The organism is Acinetobacter sp. DMC2 (assembly GCF_056314305.1).
This window is the reverse complement of record NZ_JBQUYP010000001.1, coordinates 509,810-530,165: the sequence shown is the minus strand read 5'-3', so window position 1 is coordinate 530,165 and position 20,356 is coordinate 509,810. Positions and strand designations below refer to the sequence as shown.

Annotated in this window: 14 protein-coding genes; 3 read left to right on the top strand and 11 right to left on the bottom strand. The window is 38.8% G+C overall.

Annotated elements, in window-relative coordinates:
• Nucleotides 1-43 precede the first annotated feature (43 nt).
• A complete protein-coding gene (locus ACT53H_RS02535; protein ID WP_174728093.1) occupies nt 44-802 on the bottom strand; it encodes a Nif3-like dinuclear metal center hexameric protein in 759 nt (252 codons plus the stop codon).
• A 194-nt stretch (nt 803-996) separates the two neighbouring features.
• Here ACT53H_RS02535 and ACT53H_RS02530 point away from each other — a divergent pair, with 194 nt between their 5' ends.
• On the top strand, nt 997-2,172 hold the full coding sequence (locus ACT53H_RS02530) for a S1C family serine protease (RefSeq protein WP_004790970.1): 1,176 nt from the start codon (nt 997-999) through the stop codon (nt 2,170-2,172).
• Between the two features lie 41 nt (nt 2,173-2,213).
• Here the strand turns inward: ACT53H_RS02530 and ACT53H_RS02525 are convergent, their stop codons facing one another.
• From ACT53H_RS02525 to ahcY, 6 genes are all read right to left on the bottom strand, one after another.
• Complete coding sequence (locus tag ACT53H_RS02525; RefSeq protein WP_476008525.1) at nt 2,214-3,452, bottom strand: multifunctional CCA addition/repair protein; 1,239 nt, start codon at nt 3,450-3,452, stop codon at nt 2,214-2,216.
• A 91-nt stretch (nt 3,453-3,543) separates the two neighbouring features.
• On the bottom strand, nt 3,544-5,814 hold the full coding sequence (locus ACT53H_RS02520) for an NADP-dependent malic enzyme (protein WP_476008524.1): 2,271 nt from the start codon (nt 5,812-5,814) through the stop codon (nt 3,544-3,546).
• 238 nt (nt 5,815-6,052) lie between these two features.
• Complete coding sequence (locus ACT53H_RS02515) at nt 6,053-8,905, bottom strand: putative bifunctional diguanylate cyclase/phosphodiesterase (RefSeq protein WP_476008523.1); 2,853 nt, start codon at nt 8,903-8,905, stop codon at nt 6,053-6,055.
• A 134-nt stretch (nt 8,906-9,039) separates the two neighbouring features.
• Nucleotides 9,040-9,762 (bottom strand): 16S rRNA (uracil(1498)-N(3))-methyltransferase, encoded by a 723-nt coding sequence (locus ACT53H_RS02510; protein ID WP_476008522.1) that lies wholly within the window; start codon nt 9,760-9,762, stop codon nt 9,040-9,042.
• Between the two features lie 18 nt (nt 9,763-9,780).
• Complete coding sequence (gene metF, locus ACT53H_RS02505; protein WP_476008521.1) at nt 9,781-10,617, bottom strand: methylenetetrahydrofolate reductase [NAD(P)H]; 837 nt, start codon at nt 10,615-10,617, stop codon at nt 9,781-9,783.
• A gap of 74 nt (nt 10,618-10,691) precedes the next feature.
• Nucleotides 10,692-12,074 carry an adenosylhomocysteinase gene (gene ahcY / locus ACT53H_RS02500; RefSeq protein WP_144731861.1) on the bottom strand — a complete coding sequence of 461 codons (1,383 nt, stop codon included), beginning with the start codon at nt 12,072-12,074 and terminating at the stop codon, nt 10,692-10,694.
• A gap of 222 nt (nt 12,075-12,296) precedes the next feature.
• On the opposite strand from ahcY, the gene ACT53H_RS02495 reads away from it, so the two are divergent.
• Complete coding sequence (locus ACT53H_RS02495; RefSeq protein ID WP_174740967.1) at nt 12,297-12,833, top strand: cysteine peptidase family C39 domain-containing protein; 537 nt, start codon at nt 12,297-12,299, stop codon at nt 12,831-12,833.
• A gap of 37 nt (nt 12,834-12,870) precedes the next feature.
• On the opposite strand, the gene ACT53H_RS02490 is transcribed toward ACT53H_RS02495, so the two are convergent.
• The 3 genes from ACT53H_RS02490 to lipA all read right to left on the bottom strand — a co-directional run bounded on the left by ACT53H_RS02490 (nt 12,871) and on the right by lipA (nt 17,117).
• On the bottom strand, nt 12,871-13,254 hold the full coding sequence (locus ACT53H_RS02490) for a carboxymuconolactone decarboxylase family protein (RefSeq protein ID WP_000043120.1): 384 nt from the start codon (nt 13,252-13,254) through the stop codon (nt 12,871-12,873).
• Nucleotides 13,255-13,360: 106 nt separating this feature from the next.
• Nucleotides 13,361-15,823, bottom strand: coding sequence for an acyl-CoA dehydrogenase (locus tag ACT53H_RS02485; protein ID WP_476008520.1), 2,463 nt, complete (start codon nt 15,821-15,823; stop codon nt 13,361-13,363).
• 280 nt (nt 15,824-16,103) lie between these two features.
• Nucleotides 16,104-17,117, bottom strand: coding sequence for a lipoyl synthase (lipA, locus tag ACT53H_RS02480; protein WP_004790988.1), 1,014 nt, complete (start codon nt 17,115-17,117; stop codon nt 16,104-16,106).
• 196 nt (nt 17,118-17,313) lie between these two features.
• Between lipA and sthA the strand changes: the two genes are divergently transcribed.
• Nucleotides 17,314-18,726, top strand: a complete 1,413-nt coding sequence (gene sthA, locus ACT53H_RS02475; protein ID WP_174741194.1) for a Si-specific NAD(P)(+) transhydrogenase — start codon at nt 17,314-17,316, stop codon at nt 18,724-18,726.
• A gap of 243 nt (nt 18,727-18,969) precedes the next feature.
• On the opposite strand, the gene ACT53H_RS02470 is transcribed toward sthA, so the two are convergent.
• Nucleotides 18,970-20,184, bottom strand: a complete 1,215-nt coding sequence (locus ACT53H_RS02470) for an MFS transporter (RefSeq protein WP_174729285.1) — start codon at nt 20,182-20,184, stop codon at nt 18,970-18,972.
• Nucleotides 20,185-20,356: the final 172 nt, after the last annotated feature.

Here is a 20,356-nt window from a genome sequence, read left to right as displayed (position 1 = left end):
GATCTAATTAATACGCATAACACAGATTGAAAAAAAGACTTAATTAAATCGGATTATTCAATTCAAAATATTCGGTTTCAATTGCAAACTGCTGTGAAATTGCTTGTGCCAATCGCTGAACTCCATAGCGTTCAGTTGCATGATGACCACAAGCAAAATAGTGAACACCTAATTCTTTTGCTTCATAGAAAGTTCGTTCACTGACTTCGCCTGAAATATAGGCATCACAATTTTGCAAAGCTGCTTTAGCAATAAAATCTTGAGCACCGCCTGTACAGAAACCTACTTTTTGAATGCTTTGTTTTCCAGCAGGTAAATGAATCACCTTAAAATCAAAACTGTTTTGTAGTTTTGCTTTAAATTCGTCCACAGAAAGTGCTTGCTCTAAATATCCAATATTACCAATCGGATGTCTCTCGGTTAAATCAAGTGGTTCTAAATTCTGTAAATTTAATTTCTCTGCAATGGCTACATTGTTGCCCAAAGTTGGGTGCGCATCTAACGGCAGATGATAAGCGACTAATGAAATATTATTTTGAATGAGTTTTTTAATGCGGTTACCACGCATTCCTGTAATTGGGTACGGTTCGCCTTTCCAAAAATAACCATGATGTACAAGTAATAGATCCGCATTTTGAGCAATTGCTGCATCAATCGCATCTTCGGAAGCAGTAACCGCACAAACGATACGTTTTACTTCAGTTGAACCTTCAATTTGCAGGCCATTTGGTGCGTAATCTTTAAATTCTGCTGCTTTTAAGGTTTGGTCGCACCACTGAATAATTTCATGCAAATTCGCCATGATATTTCCTGAATTGAGTAGTAAATAATTGCTAAAGCTATAGAAACATATTTTGTTGTGTAACTAAAGCTAGACAAATCTTTTTTGAGTTTTTTGTGTATATCGACATATTTAATTTAAAATGCTTAACTGAAAACTCTTTTTGTTCAATATATTAATTTAATTAAAAACTTCTTTTCGTAGAGGATATAAACGTGCGCCGCACCTTTACATGGTTACCTTGGGTGTTACTTATTATTGTAATTGCCAGTTTTATTGCATGGCAAAAATACCATCAACCAAAACCAACTGTTGCAGTTGATGGGGTACAAATGCCTGCTGAGAAAGTTGAGCCATTGGTTGATACTTCACGAACGGGCGGGGTGGTGTCTTATAGTGCTGCGGTAAAAGTTGCAGCACCGGCAGTTGTTAATATTTTTACGACCCAGAAAGTTAAACAAAATCATCCATTGTTAAGTGATCCAGTATTCCGCGAATTTTTTGGAAATCAGGTTCCTGAACAACAACAGCAAAATGAAAATAGTTTAGGCTCTGGGGTTATTGTACGTGCTGATGGTTATATTCTTACCAATAATCATGTGATTGCTCAGGCTGACCAAATTGTAGTGGCATTGCGTGATGGACGCCGTGCAGAAGCAACGATTGTTGGAACAGATCCTGATACAGATTTAGCAGTCATTAAAATCGATTTAGATAAATTACCTGTGTTGCCATTTAAGCTTAGCGGTAACGAAGTGGGTGATGTTGTCTTGGCGATTGGTAACCCATTTGGTGTAGGGCAAACGGTAACTCAAGGTATTATTTCTGCCACTGAGCGCTCTGATTTGGGCATTAATACCTATGAAGACTTTATTCAAACCGATGCTGCAATTAATCCAGGTAACTCAGGTGGTGCATTAATTGATGTTGCTGGTAACTTAATTGGGGTAAACACTGCTATTTTCTCTCAGTCGGGTGGCTCTTTAGGCATTGGCTTCGCAATTCCAGCTAAAATTTGCCAACAAGTATTAAACTCGATTTTGAAAGATGGCCGTGTAGTTCGTGGATGGTTAGGCATTAGTTTAGTACCGCCTACACAAGACGATGTATTGGCACCAAAACAGCAAATTGGTGTAGTTGTTGCTGATGTATTAAAAAGTGGTCCAGCGGCTTCAGCAGGTATAAAAGTTGGAGATAAGATTGTTCAGGTCAATAATGAACCAATCACTTCGGCATCTCATTTGATTAATTACGTTGCATTACAAGCGCCTAATAGCGAAATTAATGTAGTGGTTGAGCGAGCTGGGAAGCAAGAAAACTTTGTAGTAACAGTTGGCGAAAGAAAAAACCAAAATAGTCAATCTCAATTTATACCGTTACCTAAACAGTAAAATAAAAAAGCCTCTTAGTGAGGCTTTTTTATTGGCTTAAATTAAGAGTGGGTCGGTGTCTGATGTTGATGTTTGAACTCAGTTAAAGCATCAATACGATATTGAATTAACATTTCGCCAATTTCAGCACCCTTAATATTTTCTGGTAAATCCTGAACTTTAATAGAGCGAACCACTTGCATTGCATCTAACATATATTGAGCTTGAGGATAGGGGCGATCTTCTAGACCTAGTCTTCCTCTAGCATCACACTCACATGCCTGTACAAAAGCTTCAACTCTCTCAGGACGACGTAACACATCAAGGCGTTGTAATAGACGCCATACCGTTCCTGGTTTTAAAGACATAATCTGATGACATTTTAAATGCTCTTTACACACCGATAATGCTAACTGTCGAGTTTGTGTCGGAACTTTTAAACGTTCGCATAATTCGGTAACTGGTTTCACGCCACGCTCTTCATGCATGATATGGCGAGGAAGTTCGTTAACTGGCGTTAATGCTTTACCTAAATCATGTACTAAAACAGCAAATCGAACATCAAGCGAGTAGTTTAACTTACACGCTTGTTGCAAAGACATGAGAGTATGTATGCCGCAGTCTACTTCAGGATGATATTCAGGGCGTTGTGGTACACCAAACAGGGCGTCAATTTCAGGGAAAAGATGCTTTAACGCACCGCAATCGCGTAATGTCTGAAAATAAATATCTGCATGATCTTCTAGGAGTGCACGTGAAGTTTCTTTCCACACACGTTCTGGCGTTAATGCATCAAGTTCACCTGATTCAGCCATCGTTTGCATGAGTTGTAAGGTTTCAGGTGCAATATGAAAACCATATGCAGAATATCGAGCTGCAAAGCGTGCGACACGTAAAACACGTAAAGGATCTTCAGCAAAAGCTTCTGAAACATGTCGTAAGGTTTTATTTTCTAAATCAGTTTGACCACCATAGGGGTCATATAATGTGCCATCTTGATCCATTGCTATGGCGTTGATGGTTAAATCACGGCGAATTAAATCTTCTTCTAAACTTACTGTGGTATCAGTAAAAAACTGAAAACCGTGATAGCCCTTACCGGACTTTCGCTCAGTACGTGCAAGTGCATATTCTTCTTTCGTTTCAGGATGAAGAAACACAGGAAAATCTTTGCCTACAGGTTGAAAACCTTGGGCGAGCATATGTTCAGGTGTTGCTCCGACCACAACATAGTCTTTTTCTTGATAGGGATGCCCAAGTAGAGAATCTCGGACGGCACCGCCTACTAAATACACTTGCATGAAAAAACCTCTATTCTTCAAGCAATCATGCTACAGAATAGAGGTTTTCTCAAGTCATTAGACAGGCTTTTCGTAAAAAGCTCTTTCTAAATTACTTTTCTTGTTGTTGGATTTCCGCAACAGTTAAAGCAGTCATATTGATAAGACGACGAGTAGTTGCTGTCGGTGTCAAAATATGAACAGGTTTTGCTGCGCCAAGCAAAATTGGACCAATAGTAACGTTGTTACCAGAAGTCGCTTTCAACAAGTTAAATGAAATATTTGCTGCATCTAGGTTTGGCATAATGAGCAAGTTTGCAGAACCTTTAAAACGTGAACCAGGGAATGCAAATTGACGAATATTTTCGTCTAATGCTGCATCACCATGCATTTCACCTTCAACTTCAAGCTCAGGAGCTTGCTCAGATAAAATACGATAAACTTCACGCATTTTTTGAGCACTTGAATCAGTTTGATCACTACCAAAACTTGAATGAGAAAGAAGTGCTACGCGTGGAGTAATACCAAAGCGACGTACTTCTTCAGCTGCCAAAATAGTCATTTCAGCAAGTTGTTCAGAAGTCGGGTTAGTGTTTACATAGGTATCTGCAATAAACAAGTTACGATCTTCAAGCATTAATGCATTTAACGTGAAGAAGTTGTTCATGCCTTCTTTAAGACCGATAACATTGCGTACAAAGTCAAGGTGAATGTTATAGCTACTGTAAGTACCACATAACATACCGTCTGCTTTACCGAATTTAACCAGTAGAGATGCAATTAACGTTGAACGGCGGCGAGCTTCACGTTGAGCATATTCAACTGTGATGCCTTTGCGTTGCATTGTTTGATAGTAATCTTTCCAAAACTCTTCATACATCGGGTTTTGTTCTTGATCTACGATCTCAATATTTACGCCATGTTGTAAACGTAGGCCTAATTTTTTGATATTTGCTTCAATTACAGCAGTACGACCTACTAAAATTGGTTTAGCTAAATCTTCATCAACAGCAATTTGTACTGCACGTAATACGCGCTCGTCTTCACCTTCCGCATATGCAATACGCTTTGGATCAGCTTTTGCTTGAGCAAAAATTGGTTTCATCAAGAATGCAGAGTTATATACAAACTCAGACAATTTTTGACGATATACTGCGAAATCTTCGATAGGACGAGTTGCTACACCTGAGTCCATTGCAGCTTTAGCAACTGCTGGTGCAATTTCTAAAATTAAACGTTGATCAAGTGGGCGTGGAATTAAATAGTCACGACCAAATGAAGCAGATTTTTCACCATATGTTGCAGCATCAGCTTCAACATGAGCCATACGCGCAATTGCATGTACACATGCAATTTTCATCTCTTCATTAATGGTAGTTGCGCCAACGTCAAGTGCACCACGGAAAATGTATGGGAAACATAATGCGTTGTTTACTTGGTTTGGATAGTCAGAACGACCAGTTGCCATAATGACGTCAGAGCGTACTTCATGTGCATGTTCAGGTAAAATTTCTGGATCTGGGTTTGCCAAAGCAAAAATAATAGGGTTCTCAGCCATCTGTTTCACCATTTCTTTGGTGAGAATACCAGCAGCAGAAAGACCTAAGAACATATCAGCGCCAGCCATTACTTCATGAAGCTGAGATGCTGAAATATCTTGAACATAACGTTTTTTAGATTCGTCTAAGCCTTCACGTGAAGTGGTTAATAGACCACGAGAATCGGCAACAATGATATTTTCTTTTTTAGCACCAAGCGCACAAAGCAAGTCTAAACATGAAAGTGCTGCTGCACCTGCACCTGAAGCTACGATTTTGATTTCATCAATTTTCTTATTTACAAGTTGCAATGCATTGAGCAAAGCTGAACCTACAATAATACTTGTACCATGTTGATCGTCATGGAATACAGGAATTTTCATGCGTTCACGAAGTTTCTTTTCAATATAGAAACATTCAGGCGCTTTAATATCTTCGAGGTTGATACCACCGAAAGTTGGCTCAAGAGAGGCAACGATATCTACAATTTTATCTGGATCGTTTTCTGCAATTTCGATGTCAAATACATCTACACCAGCAAACTTCTTGAAGAGAACGCCTTTACCTTCCATTACAGGTTTAGAGGCCAATGGGCCAATATTCCCTAAACCAAGAACAGCGGTACCGTTAGTTACTACAGCAACCAAGTTTCCGCGAGCTGTATATTTAGCAGCAGTTGAAGGATCACGTTCAATCTCTAAACATGGCGCAGCAACTCCGGGTGAGTAGGCTAAAGCCAAATCTCGCTGGTTGACAAGTTGCTTACTTGGGGTAACGCTGATTTTCCCTGGGTTTGGATATTCATGGTAATTTAAAGCGGCCTGTTTTAAAGATTGATCGTCCATCTGAGTCTCTATTTGATACAAAAAAGCAAACTAGTCAAATCACTCATTCAGGGAGAAGGCAACTCAGTTCTTTTACTATGCTTTAATTTTTACCAATTAAGAGAATAGTAGACGAATTGCCAATAGCCCTGTAGTGAGCTAAATGCTAAAGAATATAACACTACTTCTTTATTTCTCACAGTCAAAAACGCTCATTTTTGGAAAAAGCAGCATATGTAAAAATAGAGAGTTGGAACAATTAATAAATATGCGAATCTGTTTGTAGATAAGGAATAATCTGCTCAGCTGGAATAGGGCGACTAAAGAAATAGCCTTGTAAAAAATCACATTGCTGTTTTTGCAAATAGGTAACTTGTTCTTCTGTTTCTACACCTTCGGCGACCAATTTAAGGCCCATACTTTTACCCATTGCAATCATGGCATTTACAATCGCTTCTTGTTTGTGATCACCAATTTTAGAAATGAAAGCACGGTCAATTTTTAGTACATCAATTGGATACTCTGTCAGGTAAGCCAAAGAGGAATAACCTGTACCGAAGTCATCTAGAGCAATTGAAATATCTCGTTGTTTTATCGCATGTAATAGCGTTTTGACGTTATCCGTATTGTCTAATAAAGCCGACTCAGTAATTTCAAGTTCAAGATCAGAACCTTGTATATTATATTTTTGCAAAACCTCATCTAAATCGCTGAGTAATAAGCCACGATGTATTTGCTGAGCGACAATATTTACAGAGACTTGAACATTTGTGTAGCCCGCGTTTTTCCATTCTTGTAATTGTTTTCCAACTTTATCTAAAACGACTTTACCAATATCTGAAATCAGGCTACTACGTTCAGCAAAAGGTATAAACATATTTGGCATGACTAATCCTTTTTCAGGATGTTGCCAACGAATTAATGCTTCAAAACCGATAATAGATTGATCTAGTAAATTAATTTTGGGTTGGTAATAAATGACAAATTCATCATTCTGAATGGCTTTACGTAACTCTTGTTCTAAATCAGCAGTTTTATATGGATGTTCTGCTTTATTGCAATAGTAAGAAATGGTGTTGCCCCCTAAGCGCTTTGCTTCTGAAAGTGCTTGTTCTGCATGGTTATTAAGATGGTCAATTTGTCGGCCATGCTCAGGAAAGCATGCCACACCGATAGAAGCTGTAATAAAATATTCGTGATTATCAATATAAAAAGGTGCGTTGAGCGCTTGCAGGATGTTTTGGCAATATTGCTCAATATTTGGATGAATTGGAGAAATTTCATAAATAATTGCAAAATCGTCACTATTTAAATAGGCAACTAAAATTGCATTAATATTGATTAGGCGTAATCGTTGTGCGAACTGTTTAAGGAGTTCATCACCACTATCATTATTTAAAAATTCATTAAACGCGCGAAAACGGTCAATGTTTACTCGTATCAGTGCTAAATTTTTAATGTTATATGAAGGGTTTACAAGATATTGATGTAATTGATTGTAATAGTAAAGACGATTAGGCAAGTGGGTGAGACTATCGTAATTTTTTAAATAGGATAGATGTTGTTCCTGACGTTTTTGCTCAGTGAGGTCACGTGCAAATCCAATATAATTTGTAATTTGATGGAACTCATCTTTGACCACATTGATGTGTAACCACAAATAGACGCTTTTGCCAGAACTAAATTTTTCATCGAATTGGCCCATATATTCTCCAGTCTCTTGGAGCTGTTGGGTAATTGAGGTGTGAAATTGTTGTTGTAATTCTTTTTGATTAATCGCAATGCTAAATAATTCTTTATTTAGAAGTTCTGATTTAGAAAATCCGGTTAATTTTTCGTAGTAGGGATTAATATCAATATAGTTCAGATGTTCATCTAAAATGAATATGCCTTCTGCTGCTTGTTCAAGCACAATTGCCGATAGTCTTAAGTGTTCTTGGTCTTTTTTCTCTTGATGTATATCTCGGGTCATCCCAACCATACGGAGCGCTTTTTGTGTTTTTGGGTCTCTGGTAATGACACGACCTACATCATGAATCCATCGCCATGAACCATCTCGACGTAAAATCCTGAAATTAATATTAAAATGATCTGTAATTCCTTCCAGATGTTGCTTTAAACGCTCGTTAAACAGTTTTTTATCACTTGGATGTACACGGTCTAAAATAGTATTGAGATGAATAACGGTCGTTTGTGTCTGCTTTTGTTGATCAAAAAACGTAATTTCTAATTTTTGATTTTCAATATCCCAGTCCCAAGGTCGAATGCCTGCCGTTTCATTTGCAAAAGCTAAATTGTAGTGGTGGCTTTCGAGTTGCTCATTCATTTTGGTGAGATCGTATGTGCGTTCACGTACCTTTTGTTCTAGTAAATGGTTATTAAATTGGAGCTGGGCTTCAATATCTTTAGACTTATTTACTTCTTGTTGGAGCTGTACACATAACTCTTCAGCCCACTGGGTATGTTGTTCTGAAATTTGAATGAGCTGTTTATTTCTAAATAATAGTTGAGAAATTTTTTGATAGTTACGTTGAGTTGCGTATGCACAGAGTATGGTAGCTATGAAAGCGATGTTATAGGCGAAATAAAAAGGCAGCTGAGTAATAGGTGTATGTGTAAATTGAGCGATTAATAGAGGTAATGTACTGGGAATAAATAAGAGATAAAAGTATCGAGGTTGTTGCGTTAAAAAAGTCAGTCCAATGATATGGGCAGAAGTGATAAACAAAGCAATTAAAATATGAGCATCTGGTAGGATAACTAGTTCTTGAGGAAGATAAAAATGAATAACTGTAACGGTTGCCCCTAGTAAAACTCCTGAAATAAAACAAATACTTTGTAAGATAAGATCAGCTTTTTTAATAAAGTTAGTAGTACGATAGTGCGTTAAAATATTTGGAACAAATAATAGGCAGGTAAGAGATGCAATAGTCAGGCCCATTGACCAGTTAAATATTGTTATTGAAGATGAAAAATAATAAGAAAAAATAGCGTATGAAATGAGACATAGCAGTATTAAGCTAGCTAAATACCAGCGTATATATTGAATTGAAAGTTTTAGCTGCTCAATTTTTGTTTGATGCTGTAAATATTCTTCCTGAAGCCCAGACATAAGATTTTTCTATCCTATTTTTTTACATATACACAGAAAGAATCTGATTTATCAGTGATAAAGAATTTGAAATTTTATTCATACAATAAAAGTAAATTAACTTTAAATAGCGATTTAATCAATGTTCAATGAACTTAGGTGGATAAAAACCGATAATTTAAAATAGATAAGGCGACGACTGGTGCAGTTTCTGTACGTAAAACACGGTCACCAATACACCAGTTCATAAAACCAGCTTGATTGGCTTGAGTAATTTCATTCTCGCTTAAACCGCCTTCTGGTCCAATTAACAAGGCGAGTTCAGGTTGTATGCCTGCTAATACATCTTTTTGTTCTTTTTCTGGTGCTAAAACAAATTTAGATTGAGGAAGTTCTGAAGAATTTAACCATTCATTAAGAGAAATAGGAGCTAATACTTCTGGGACTAAGTTCAAGCCACATTGTTCGCATGCTGCAATTGCAACAGCTTGCCAGTGATCTAATTTTTTTTGATCTCGGTCGTATTTTAAGCGCATTTCACAGCGGTCGCTTGTAAGCAACTGAATTTGACTTACACCAAGTTCAGTGGCTTTCTGAATGGCATAATCCATTCGGTCACCTTTACTCATGACCTGACCAAGAACTGCTTTAAATGGGGCACTACGGTTATTAGGGTTGAAATTCTCAATTGTAACAAACGCATTTTTTTTATTAATTTCGCTCAGTGTGGCCAGATATTCGCCACCTTGTCCATTAAATAGAGTCGCTTGTTCTTGTAATTGTGCACGTAAGACACGCACCCAATGATGAAATACTGATTCAGTTAGTTGAATAGTTGAACCAACTGTAAGTTCAGTTTCGATAAAAAAACGATTCATTGGGTACGCCTTACAAAATTAATTTAAACCAAGATCAATAACGAGTTGATGAGTTGGTTCGACTTGATTCATTGAATAGAAATGTAAGCTTGGTGCACCACCTGCAATCAGGCGTTCACATAGCTTCACAACAACTTCATGACCAAAAGCTTTAATACTCTCGCTGTCATCGCCATAGGCTTGTAATTGTTTACGGATCCAACGAGGAATTTCAGCACCTGTACCATCAGCAAAGCGAATTAAATTGCTGGCATTGGTAATCGGCATGATGCCAGGAGCCACTGGAATATTAACTCCAGCTTTTTCCAGACGCTCAATAAAATAAAAGTATGAGTCTGGATTAAAGAAGAATTGTGTAATTCCTGCATTAGCGCCAGCTTGTACTTTTTCAATAAAACGTTGGATATCTGAATCAAGGTCTTCAGCTTGAGGGTGCATTTCAGGATAAGCTGCAACTTCAATATGAAAATGATCACCTGAGTGCTCACGAATAAAACGTACTAAATCTTGAGCATAAGGAAGTTCGCCAAGCCCGACTTGACCAGAAGGTAAGTCACCGCGTAAAGCGACAATACGGTTAATGCCTTGGGTTTTATATAAATCTAGTAACTCAGCAATACGCGCTTTATCATCACCAATGCATGAAAGGTGAGGCGCAACTGGTGTACCTTTACCATTGAAATCGTCAATAGCAGCAAGAGTACGTTCGCGAGTAGAACCACCAGCACCATAGGTAATCGAGAAAAAATCTGGATTTAATAGTTGTAATTCTTGATGAACAATACGAAGTTTTTCAGCACCGGCATCAGTTTTCGGTGGGAAAAACTCAAAAGAAATAGGTATACGTTTAGTCATGTCAAATCCTTGTAAACAGCGAAACAATATTTTTAGAAAAAAGGGCAGTCGGTTCACCGTCTGCCCTTAAGTTCTTAGTATTTGTAAGCGTCAGACTTGAATGGTCCCTCAACAGCAACACCTAAATAGCCAGCTTGCTCTTGAGTTAATTGAGTAAGTACACCACCAAAACCTGCAACCATTGCTGCAGCAACTTCTTCGTCAAGTTTCTTAGGAAGAACTTCTACACGAATTTTTGCAGTTTTTTCGTTTGCAGGAAGGTCAGCAAATTTCTCTTGGAATAAGTGAATTTGACCTAACACTTGGTTAGCAAAAGAACCGTCCATCACGCGTGATGGGTGACCAGTTGCATTACCTAGGTTTACAAGGCGACCTTCTGAAAGAAGAATGAGGTAGTTGTTTTCGTCTTCAGAACGATAAACTTGGTGAACTTGTGGCTTAACTTCAACCCACTTGTAACCACGTAAATAAGCTGTGTCGATTTCTGTGTCGAAGTGACCGATGTTACATACAACTGCGCCAGCTTTTAAGCTATCTAACATTGCAGCATCACATACGTGGTAGTTACCAGTAGTCGTTACAACAAGGTCAGTGTTGCCAAGTAAGTCGTGGTTAATATCTTCTTTTTTGCCTGTTTGTACGCCGTTTTTGTATGGAGATACAACTTCATAGCCGTCCATACATGCTTGCATTGCACAAATTGGGTCAACTTCAGTTACACGAACGATCATGCCTTCTTGACGTAAAGATTGAGCAGAACCTTTACCAACGTCACCATAACCGATCACAAGCGCACGGCGGCCTGACAAAAGCATGTCAGTTGCGCGTTTGATTGCGTCATTTAATGAGTGACGGCAACCATATTTGTTGTCGTTTTTAGATTTAGTAACTGAGTCATTTACGTTAATTGCAGGTACTTTCAAAGAACCGTCTTTCCACATTTCGATAAGACGTTGAACACCTGTAGTCGTTTCTTCAGTAATACCGTGAATGCGTTCTAAAAGCGCAGGGTATTTTTCATGAACAAGAGCAGTTAAGTCACCGCCATCATCCAAGATCATGTTGGCATCCCAAGGCTGACCATTAACATTAACTTGTTGTTCAAGGCACCATACATATTCTTCTTCAGTTTCGCCTTTCCAAGCAAAAACAGGAATACCGCGAGCAGCAATTGCAGCAGCAGCATGGTCTTGAGTCGAGAAAATGTTACATGAAGTCCAACGAACTTCAGCACCTAATTCAACAAGCGTTTCAATAAGAACCGCTGTTTGAATGGTCATGTGAATACAACCAAGGATTTTTGCACCAGCAAGTGGTTTAGACGCTGCATAACGTTTACGTAAACCAATTAAAGCCGGCATTTCTGCTTCAGCAAGTTTGATTTCTTTACGACCGTAGTCAGCAAGAGAGATGTCAGCAACTTTATAATCTGTAAATGAAGCATTAACCGCGTTCATCAGGATCTCCTAGGGAAAAAATAGTATGGATCGTTCTGTTCGCGGATGCCGTTGTTGGTTAAAACGAGTGTTTAACCGATTGTCGAGCCTGGCAAATTGATCTTTAGTGCCGATCATTTGTCGCAGCATCCCTCGACTAGCGAAACATTGTACTTGGAAAAGCTTTTAGTGCCAATCCAGTTTTGTTTATTATCTGCCTAATTATCCTTATAGATTCAAATTATGGCAGTAAATATTCCCCAAGCTCTAGCAAACCTCGAAGCAAACTGTGGTGTTTTTGCGGTTTGGATGGTGCTTCAACATCATGGAGTACAAATTGATGTTGCTGAGTTGATTAAAGTTTGCCGACACGACGAAGGGGGCACCTATACTATTGCCTTAGCTGTTGCATTAAAGAAATTAGGATTTAACGTGTCATTTCATTCAGATGAAGATCCTAATATTAGCCCAAGCGAACGAATGAGCTATAAAGAAGCAAAGGTACTGAAAATACCGACAGGACCAGCGTTGAGCTATCAAGATATTCAAGCTGAAATTCAACATGGCAAAATGGTGATTGTCTATTACGATACATTAGAGGGTGTCGGAAATCAGTCTCTTATCTATTCTATTGACCCAAAAGAAATCTGCTTTTTTGATAATTTTGAACCGATGTCAGCAGCAGTTTTTGAAAAGCAACGTCAAGTAGAAGGGATTTGTCGTCAGGCTATCGTGATTGATGACCGTAATTTTCAGATGCATTCGACTAAATTGAATTAGCTTAAAAGAGCCAGTAGGGTGCTGGCTCATATTGAAGTTATTTTTGTTGATATTCTTGAATCACTTCTAAAGCAGCACGAAAAGCTTCTTGTGTAGCAGGCGCGCCGCAATATGGCAGACTATGCAATAAAGTTTCTTGAATCTCCTCAACTGTACAGCCATTGTTGAGCGCACCACGAACATGGCCTTTGAGTTCGGTTGGTGACTTAAGTGCAGTTAACATTGCCAAAGTAATTAATGAACGATATTTACGTGGTAGCACACCTTCACGCTGCCAAGTCGATCCCCATGCATGCTCGTTGATCCAGTCTTGTAAAGGCTGGGTAAAGGGCACGGTGTTTTCTTGGGCACGTTTTACAAAAGCTTCTCCCATCACTTCTGTGCGAACTTTTAATCCATTTTCGTAATCTTGCTTAGACATTAATTTCTCCTAAAAATAAAAGCATCGATTGACGCTTTTATAGCTGTTTATTAATTAATGCGAATCAAGTGTGATTGCAATAGTGAATTAGTGGAGGCATCAGTCACTAAATTTGATGAGGGTTCGATAAAGGCAGATCCTTATTTAAATCTTCATCAAATACATCTGTAAGCATGCTATCAAATCGAATTGCGTTGTATTGCAATAATTGCTGAGCTTCACTTTCAGTAATAAAACCTTCTTTTATCGCTTGTGCAATATTCTCTTCGAAAGTCAGTCCTGTAAATTTGCCTTTAGATTCAGCTTTTTTAAACTTATCCCAAAGAGGCTCAAGCGTTCGTAAAATTTGAAATGCATGTTCTAAACGTCCAGTCACATCATCGGCTTTAGTTGAATAAAATACGTGATGTTTAAGCTGCTCTCTGAAAGGATGCTCTTGCATCATAAGTTCAGCGACTTGCTGTTTTAACTCATCGTCAGGTTTTGAAATGACACGGCCAAGAGGGAAACAGATCCATTTTACAAATGCCGCTGGAAGTTTAGCTGGGAAGTTGTCAAATAATCCCCAAAATGCTTCCTGAATATTTAAGAAAGCTTTTTGTAGAGCTAATTTGGCGTGAAGTTGTTCAGCTTCAGTTTTTTGGCCAGCTTCATAAAATTTTAAAATCGCTGTAGAAATAAAGAGGTGCGCGTGAATATCTGCTAAGCGTCCTGATAACATTTCTTTGCGTTTTAAGTCGCCTGCAAGTAAACCAAGTGACATATCGGAAACAAGCGCGAAGTTGGCACTAAAACGGTTGATGGTCTTATAGTAACTGGCAGTAAATTGATCTACTGATTGAGGAGCATCATTTGAGCCACCTGTCCAACCATAAGCAAATGATTTTGCCCCACGGTTAAAGGTATAGGCTAAATGTTTAAATAATAAATCATCGAATTTTTTGACTGAATCATTCTTATCCTCAGATTGAAGGAGTTGTAATTCTTCAAAAAGATAAGGGTGACAACGCATTGAACCTTGACCAAAAATCATCAATGAACGAGTCAAAATATTTGCGCCTTCTACTGTAATCGCAATTGGAATCGCTTGATAGGTAAGGGCAAGGAAGTTACGTGGTCCAAGTTGAATTGCACGTCCTCCAGCAATATCCATTCCGTGATTGACGACTTTGCGCATCGTTTCAGTGGCATAATATTTTGCCATGGCAGTCATCACGGCAGGTGTTCCACCTTGATTTAGGCCACATGTGACTAAATAACGGAATGCCTCAAGCATATAGGCATCGCTAGCAATTTCACTAGTCGCTTCTTGTACGCCTTCAAATTTACCTACTGAAATATTGAACTGTTGACGAATTTTTGCAAAAGCACCAACGGTTAAATAGCTCATTTCACCTGCTGCTGTTGCTAAAGCTGGAAGGGAAATACCACGGCCAACACCTAAGCACTCCATTAGCATTCGCCAGCCCTTACCGGCATTTTCTTGCCCACCGATAATCCAGTCAATAGGAATGAAAACATCTTCTCCTTCTACAGTTCCGTTCATAAATGGAGAACCTGGAAAATGTCGTGCTCCAATTTTTACACCCGCATGACTTGCAGGAATTAAGGCACAAGTAATGCCGTATTCTGTTTTATTTTTATCTCCGAGTAGGCCTTCTGGGTCATAAAGTTTAAATGCTAGACCAACAACGGTGGCAATTGGTGCAAGCGTAATCCAGCGTTTAGAGAAATTCATGCGGAGACCAAGAATTTGAGCACCTTCATGTTCGCCGTAGCAAACAACACCCGAATCTGGAATGGCACCAGCATCTGAACCTGCTTCTGGGCTGGTTAAACCAAAGCATGGGATTTCTTCGCCTTTAGCAAGGCCCGGTAAATATTGTTGCTTTTGAGCATCAGTACCGTAGTGCATGAGTAGCTCACCCGGTCCTAATGAGTTAGGAACCATGCAACTCACAGCAGTGGTGAGCGAGCGTGAAGCAATTTTGCTCATAATACGGCTTTGGGCAAATGAGCTAAATTCTTTGCCGCCAAAGGATTTTGGAATAATGAGACCTAAAAAACCTTTGTCTTTAATAAACTGCCAAACCTCTGGTGGAAGATCTTTTAAGTGATGATGAATTTCCCACTCATCTAGCATGCTACAAAGTAATTCAACTTCATTATCAATAAAACTTTGCTCTTCTTCTGTCAACGTTGGGTAGGGATATTTCTCAAATTGAGACCAATCAGGTGCCCCCATAAATAATTCTTTTTCCCACCAACTGGTACCTGCCTCTAAGGCCTCTTGTTCAGTTGTACTGATGCTCGGCATTGAGTTTGCTAATGTTTTATATGCAGGTTTAGTAATCAGGTTAAAGCGTAATGGTGCAAATAAAATAATGATACTAAGGGCAATGAGGGGAATACCTAAAATGAGAGCCCATGGGGTTAATATGAGTGCAGTAAATATAGCCACCGCAATCGTAATTACACTACCAATGATTCGATTCAGGTTAAAAAAGAAAATTGCCCATATTGCAAAAAGCTGAATGACAATGCTTAAAACAAAGAGTAGGAAAATCATACTTGCTCCTTGCTAGATAAGCCCTCAAGTTAGAAGTTACAAAAAAGCGAGGAGAGATTTAAGGCTTAACTAGCTAATTTTAATGCTGTTTAAATTTAATTTTTTATATCGCAATTGATGTATATGCTAGAGCAGGGATATATCGTACTTTTAGGTATAAGATATTTTTCAGTGAAAGTGTAATGGCTTGTTTTATCGATTTGTCAAGAAATGTTATTGATTTTCTTATACAAATAAAAAGCCCTCTGGGTTAGAGGGCTTTTTATAGATATTTAATTTATTAAGCTTCGACGGTTTGAACAGCGATTTTCTTAGCTGGATCTACTTTACGACGAACTTCTGGTACTGGTTCACCGTGGTATTGACGATCAGCAAAATAACTAGAACGAACCATTGGTGCAGACCAGATATTTCTAAAGCCAAGTTTACGACCATGCTCTGCATAACGTTCAAACTCTTCTGGCGTTACAAAGCGGTCGATTGGCGCATGTTGTTTAGATGGCTGTAAATATTGACCAATCGTCACATAGTCAACATCGTGAGCACGTAAGTCATCAAGCAATGCAATAACTTCTTCTTCAGTTTCACCAATACCGACCATCAAACCACATTTTGTTGGGATATCTGGACAGTATTCTTTAAACATTTTTAATAAGGTTAAAGAGTGTTGATAGTCTGAACCTGGACGCATTGCTTTATATAAGCGAGGTACAGTCTCAATGTTGTGGTTAAATACGTCTGGCGGACATTCAGTCATAATGCGTAAAGCAATATCCATACGTCCACGGAAGTCAGGTACTAAAATCTCAAGCAATGTCGTCGGACTAAGTGCGCGAGCTTCTTTAATACAGTCCACAAAGTGTTGTGCACCGCCGTCAAGTAAGTCATCACGGTCAACAGAAGTAATTACTGCATACTTGAGTTTCAGGTTAGAAATGGTTTCTGCCATGTGACGAGGTTCATCAGCATCGAGTGCATTTGGACGACCATGTGCTACATCACAGAAAGGACAACGGCGTGTACAAATATCGCCCATAATCATGAATGTTGCCGTACCGCCACCAAAACATTCTGGTAGGTTAGGACAAGCAGCTTCTTCACAAACGGTATGGAGTTTTTGAGCACGTAAAGTCGTTTTAATACGCTGAACTTCTTCTGGTGCCGTCATCTTGACACGAATCCAGTCAGGTTTACGCGGCACTTCAACCGTAGGTACAACTTTTACAGGAATTCTTGCGACTTTTTCTGCGCCACGAAGTTTTACACCCTGTTCAGGTTTACGGTGTTCTGACATATCTAACTTTTCCACTCGTTTATAGAGACATTGACATTGTATTATAGCGAAGTTCTTCAGTTAATAGCGGAAAATAACTATTCATATAATAAATGTGGCTATTCAGAAATATAGGGTTGAGAAATACATAAATTCACCGCATATTAGCCATAATTTATTATAAAATATGGTCATTCAAGTGAGGAAGGAGCTTTCAATGCCACGTAAAAAAGAGGTCGTTAGTGGGAATTTCGTTAAATACGATGCGGTAGTTCTCGGTTCTGGACCTGCGGGTGAAGGCGCGGCAATGAAGCTTTCAAAAGCTGGTAAGCGTGTTGCAATTGTAGATGTGCGTGATCAACTGGGTGGTAACTGTGCACACGTAGGAACGATTCCAAGTAAAGCTTTACGTCAAACAGTTTCTAGTATTATTCGCTATCAGCGTGATCCAATGTTTCAAAAAGTAGGTGAATGGAAGCAGTTCACCATGAAACAAGTTTTGCGTAATGCACACAAAGTGATTCAACAACAGGTTGATACACATACACGTTTTTATGACCGTAACAAGATTGGTGTCTTCCATGGTCGTGCATATATTCAAGATAAAAATACAGTCTTAGTTTTTAGCCACGAAGGCATTAAAGAGACAATTATCTGTAAGCAAATCGTGATTGCGACAGGTAGTCGTCCTTATCATCCACAAGGTCTCGACTTTGATCATCCTCGCGTATTTGATTCGGACAAGATTCTTGATCTTGATTATTCAATTCAAAAAATCATTATTTACGGCGCGGGCGTTATTGGCTGTGAATATGCTTCAATCTTTATTGGTCTAGATCATAAAGTTGACTTGATTAATACTCAGCAAAAACTATTAAGTTATCTAGATGATGAAATTGCTGATGCTTTGTCTTATCACTTACGTGAACAAGGTGTGTTAATTCGTCACAACGAACAAATGGATCATCTTGAAACGTTTGATGACCATGTTGTTTTACACTTACAAAGTGGTAAAAAGATTAAAGCTGATGCCATTCTTTGGTGTAACGGCCGGTCAGGTAACACAGAAGGCTTAGGTCTTGAGAACGTTGGACTAGTTCCAAACAACCGCGGTCAGCTTTCAGTAAATGATCAATATCAAACTGAAGTTGAAAACATCTATGCTGCTGGTGACGTGATTGGTTGGCCATCACTTGCTTCTGCTGCTTATGACCAAGGGCGCTGTGCTGGCGCAAACATGAGCGGTGAAGATGCGAAGCCAGTACGTGATATTCCAACTGGTATCTACACCATTCCGGAAATCTCATCAATTGGTAAAAATGAACAGGAATTAACGGAAGAAAAAATTCCGTATGAAGTGGGTCAAGCTTCTTTCCGTCATTTGGCTCGTGCACAAATTACGGGTGATACAGTGGGTGAATTGAAGATTCTTTTCCACCGCGACACTTTAGAAATTTTAGGTATTCACTGTTTTGGTAATAACGCTGCCGAAATTATCCACATTGGGCAAGCAGTTATGCATAGCCCAAACAATACCTTGAAATATTTCGTTGAAACGACGTTTAACTATCCAACCATGGCTGAAGCTTACCGTGTAGCTGCACTTAACGGTATGAATCGCTTGTTTTGATTTTAAATAAGTTTTTCATAAAAAAGCCCGCAAACTTGCGGGCTTTTTTATTTTCATTAGACCATAGGTTTTTTATATTTTTATGACAATTTGCAGTATGCGTCTGGCTGTCTATATCTCTAGTGGGCACAAAATGCTTGATTGAAATATACAAATAAATCAGGAGTTTGTTTCCATAAAATGATTGAACAGGCCAGCAGAGTAATCACGAGCAAAGTCATAATTGTTTTCAAAAGTAAGGCATTATGCGTCATGAATAACAGCCTCCTCATTTACAAAGAAGTGGACGATCACACCTACTATACTTAATGCTATAGAACATAGCCAAATCGCATTGTAATTACCTGTTAAGTCATGATTAACACCGCCAAGCCAACCGCCAAAGAAAGAACCGACTTGATGAGTGAAGAACACAATACCACTCAGCATTGAAAGGTATTTAACACCAAACATATTTGCCACAATACCGTTGGTGAGCGGAACAGTAGAGAGCCATAAAAGGCCCATAATAATTCCAAAAGCATATACCGTATAAATGCTTAAAGGTAATAACAGAAAGGCAATGATCGCGATGCCACGGCTGCCGTAAAGTGCCATTAATAATTTAGGTTTTGAGAAGCGATCTCCTAACCAACCAGCACCATAAGTCCCCACAATATTAAATAGTCCAACTAGGGCTAGAAACACAGTTCCTGTAGCTGCATCAAAGCCGTGGTCGATTAAATAGCCGGGTAAATGTACACCTAAGAAAACAACTTGGAATCCACACACTAAGAAACCTAAAGCTAACCACCAAAAGGGTTTATGTTTTCTGGCAATATTCAGTACTTGTTTAAATGTAAGCTGAGGTTGTGCAATTGCTTTTGGTGTTTGATTGCTTGGTCCTTTTAACATCCATGCAAGAGGAATAATAAGAGCAATTAGTAGTGCACTGACCATTAGGGCGGCTGACCATCCAACATTTTTGAGTAAGAGAAGGGTAGATGGCAACATAATAAACTGACCGAAAGAACCTGCTGCACTGGCAATCCCCATTGCCATACTTCTTTTTTCTGGAGGTGCCGCTCGACCTACTGCACTAAGTAAAACTGTAAAAGAGGTGGCTGATAAAGCTAGGCCAATAATCAATCCTAGGCTTAAATTTAAGATTAAGATGCTTGAGCTAAAAGCCATTAAGAGTAAGCCGAGGGCGTAAAGCAATCCGCCAACAGCAACTACAATTTTACTGCCATATTTATCTGCGATTGCACCAGTAAAAGGCTGCACAGCTCCCCAGATTAAGTTTTGCATCGCAATTGCGAGACTAAAAACATGCTGTCCCCAACCAAATTCATGGCTCATTGGGACCAAATACAGTCCAAAACCATGCCTAACGCCTAAAGAAAGAGCCAAAATAAGGGCACTACCAATCAGCATATAGATAAGTGGCTGGGAAAAGTTGTGAGCAGTTTTAGTCATGATTAATGGAAAATTATAATAATGTGGTCATTTATTGTAGAAGATATATCGAGGAATATCGATATAGATGGCAAGAATATTTAAGAAGAATTAAAAAGTGACTAATGTTAATATTTTATGATAAGAAATTTGAAGAAGCAGACACCATTTTGATCTCTGCTTCTTATAAAAA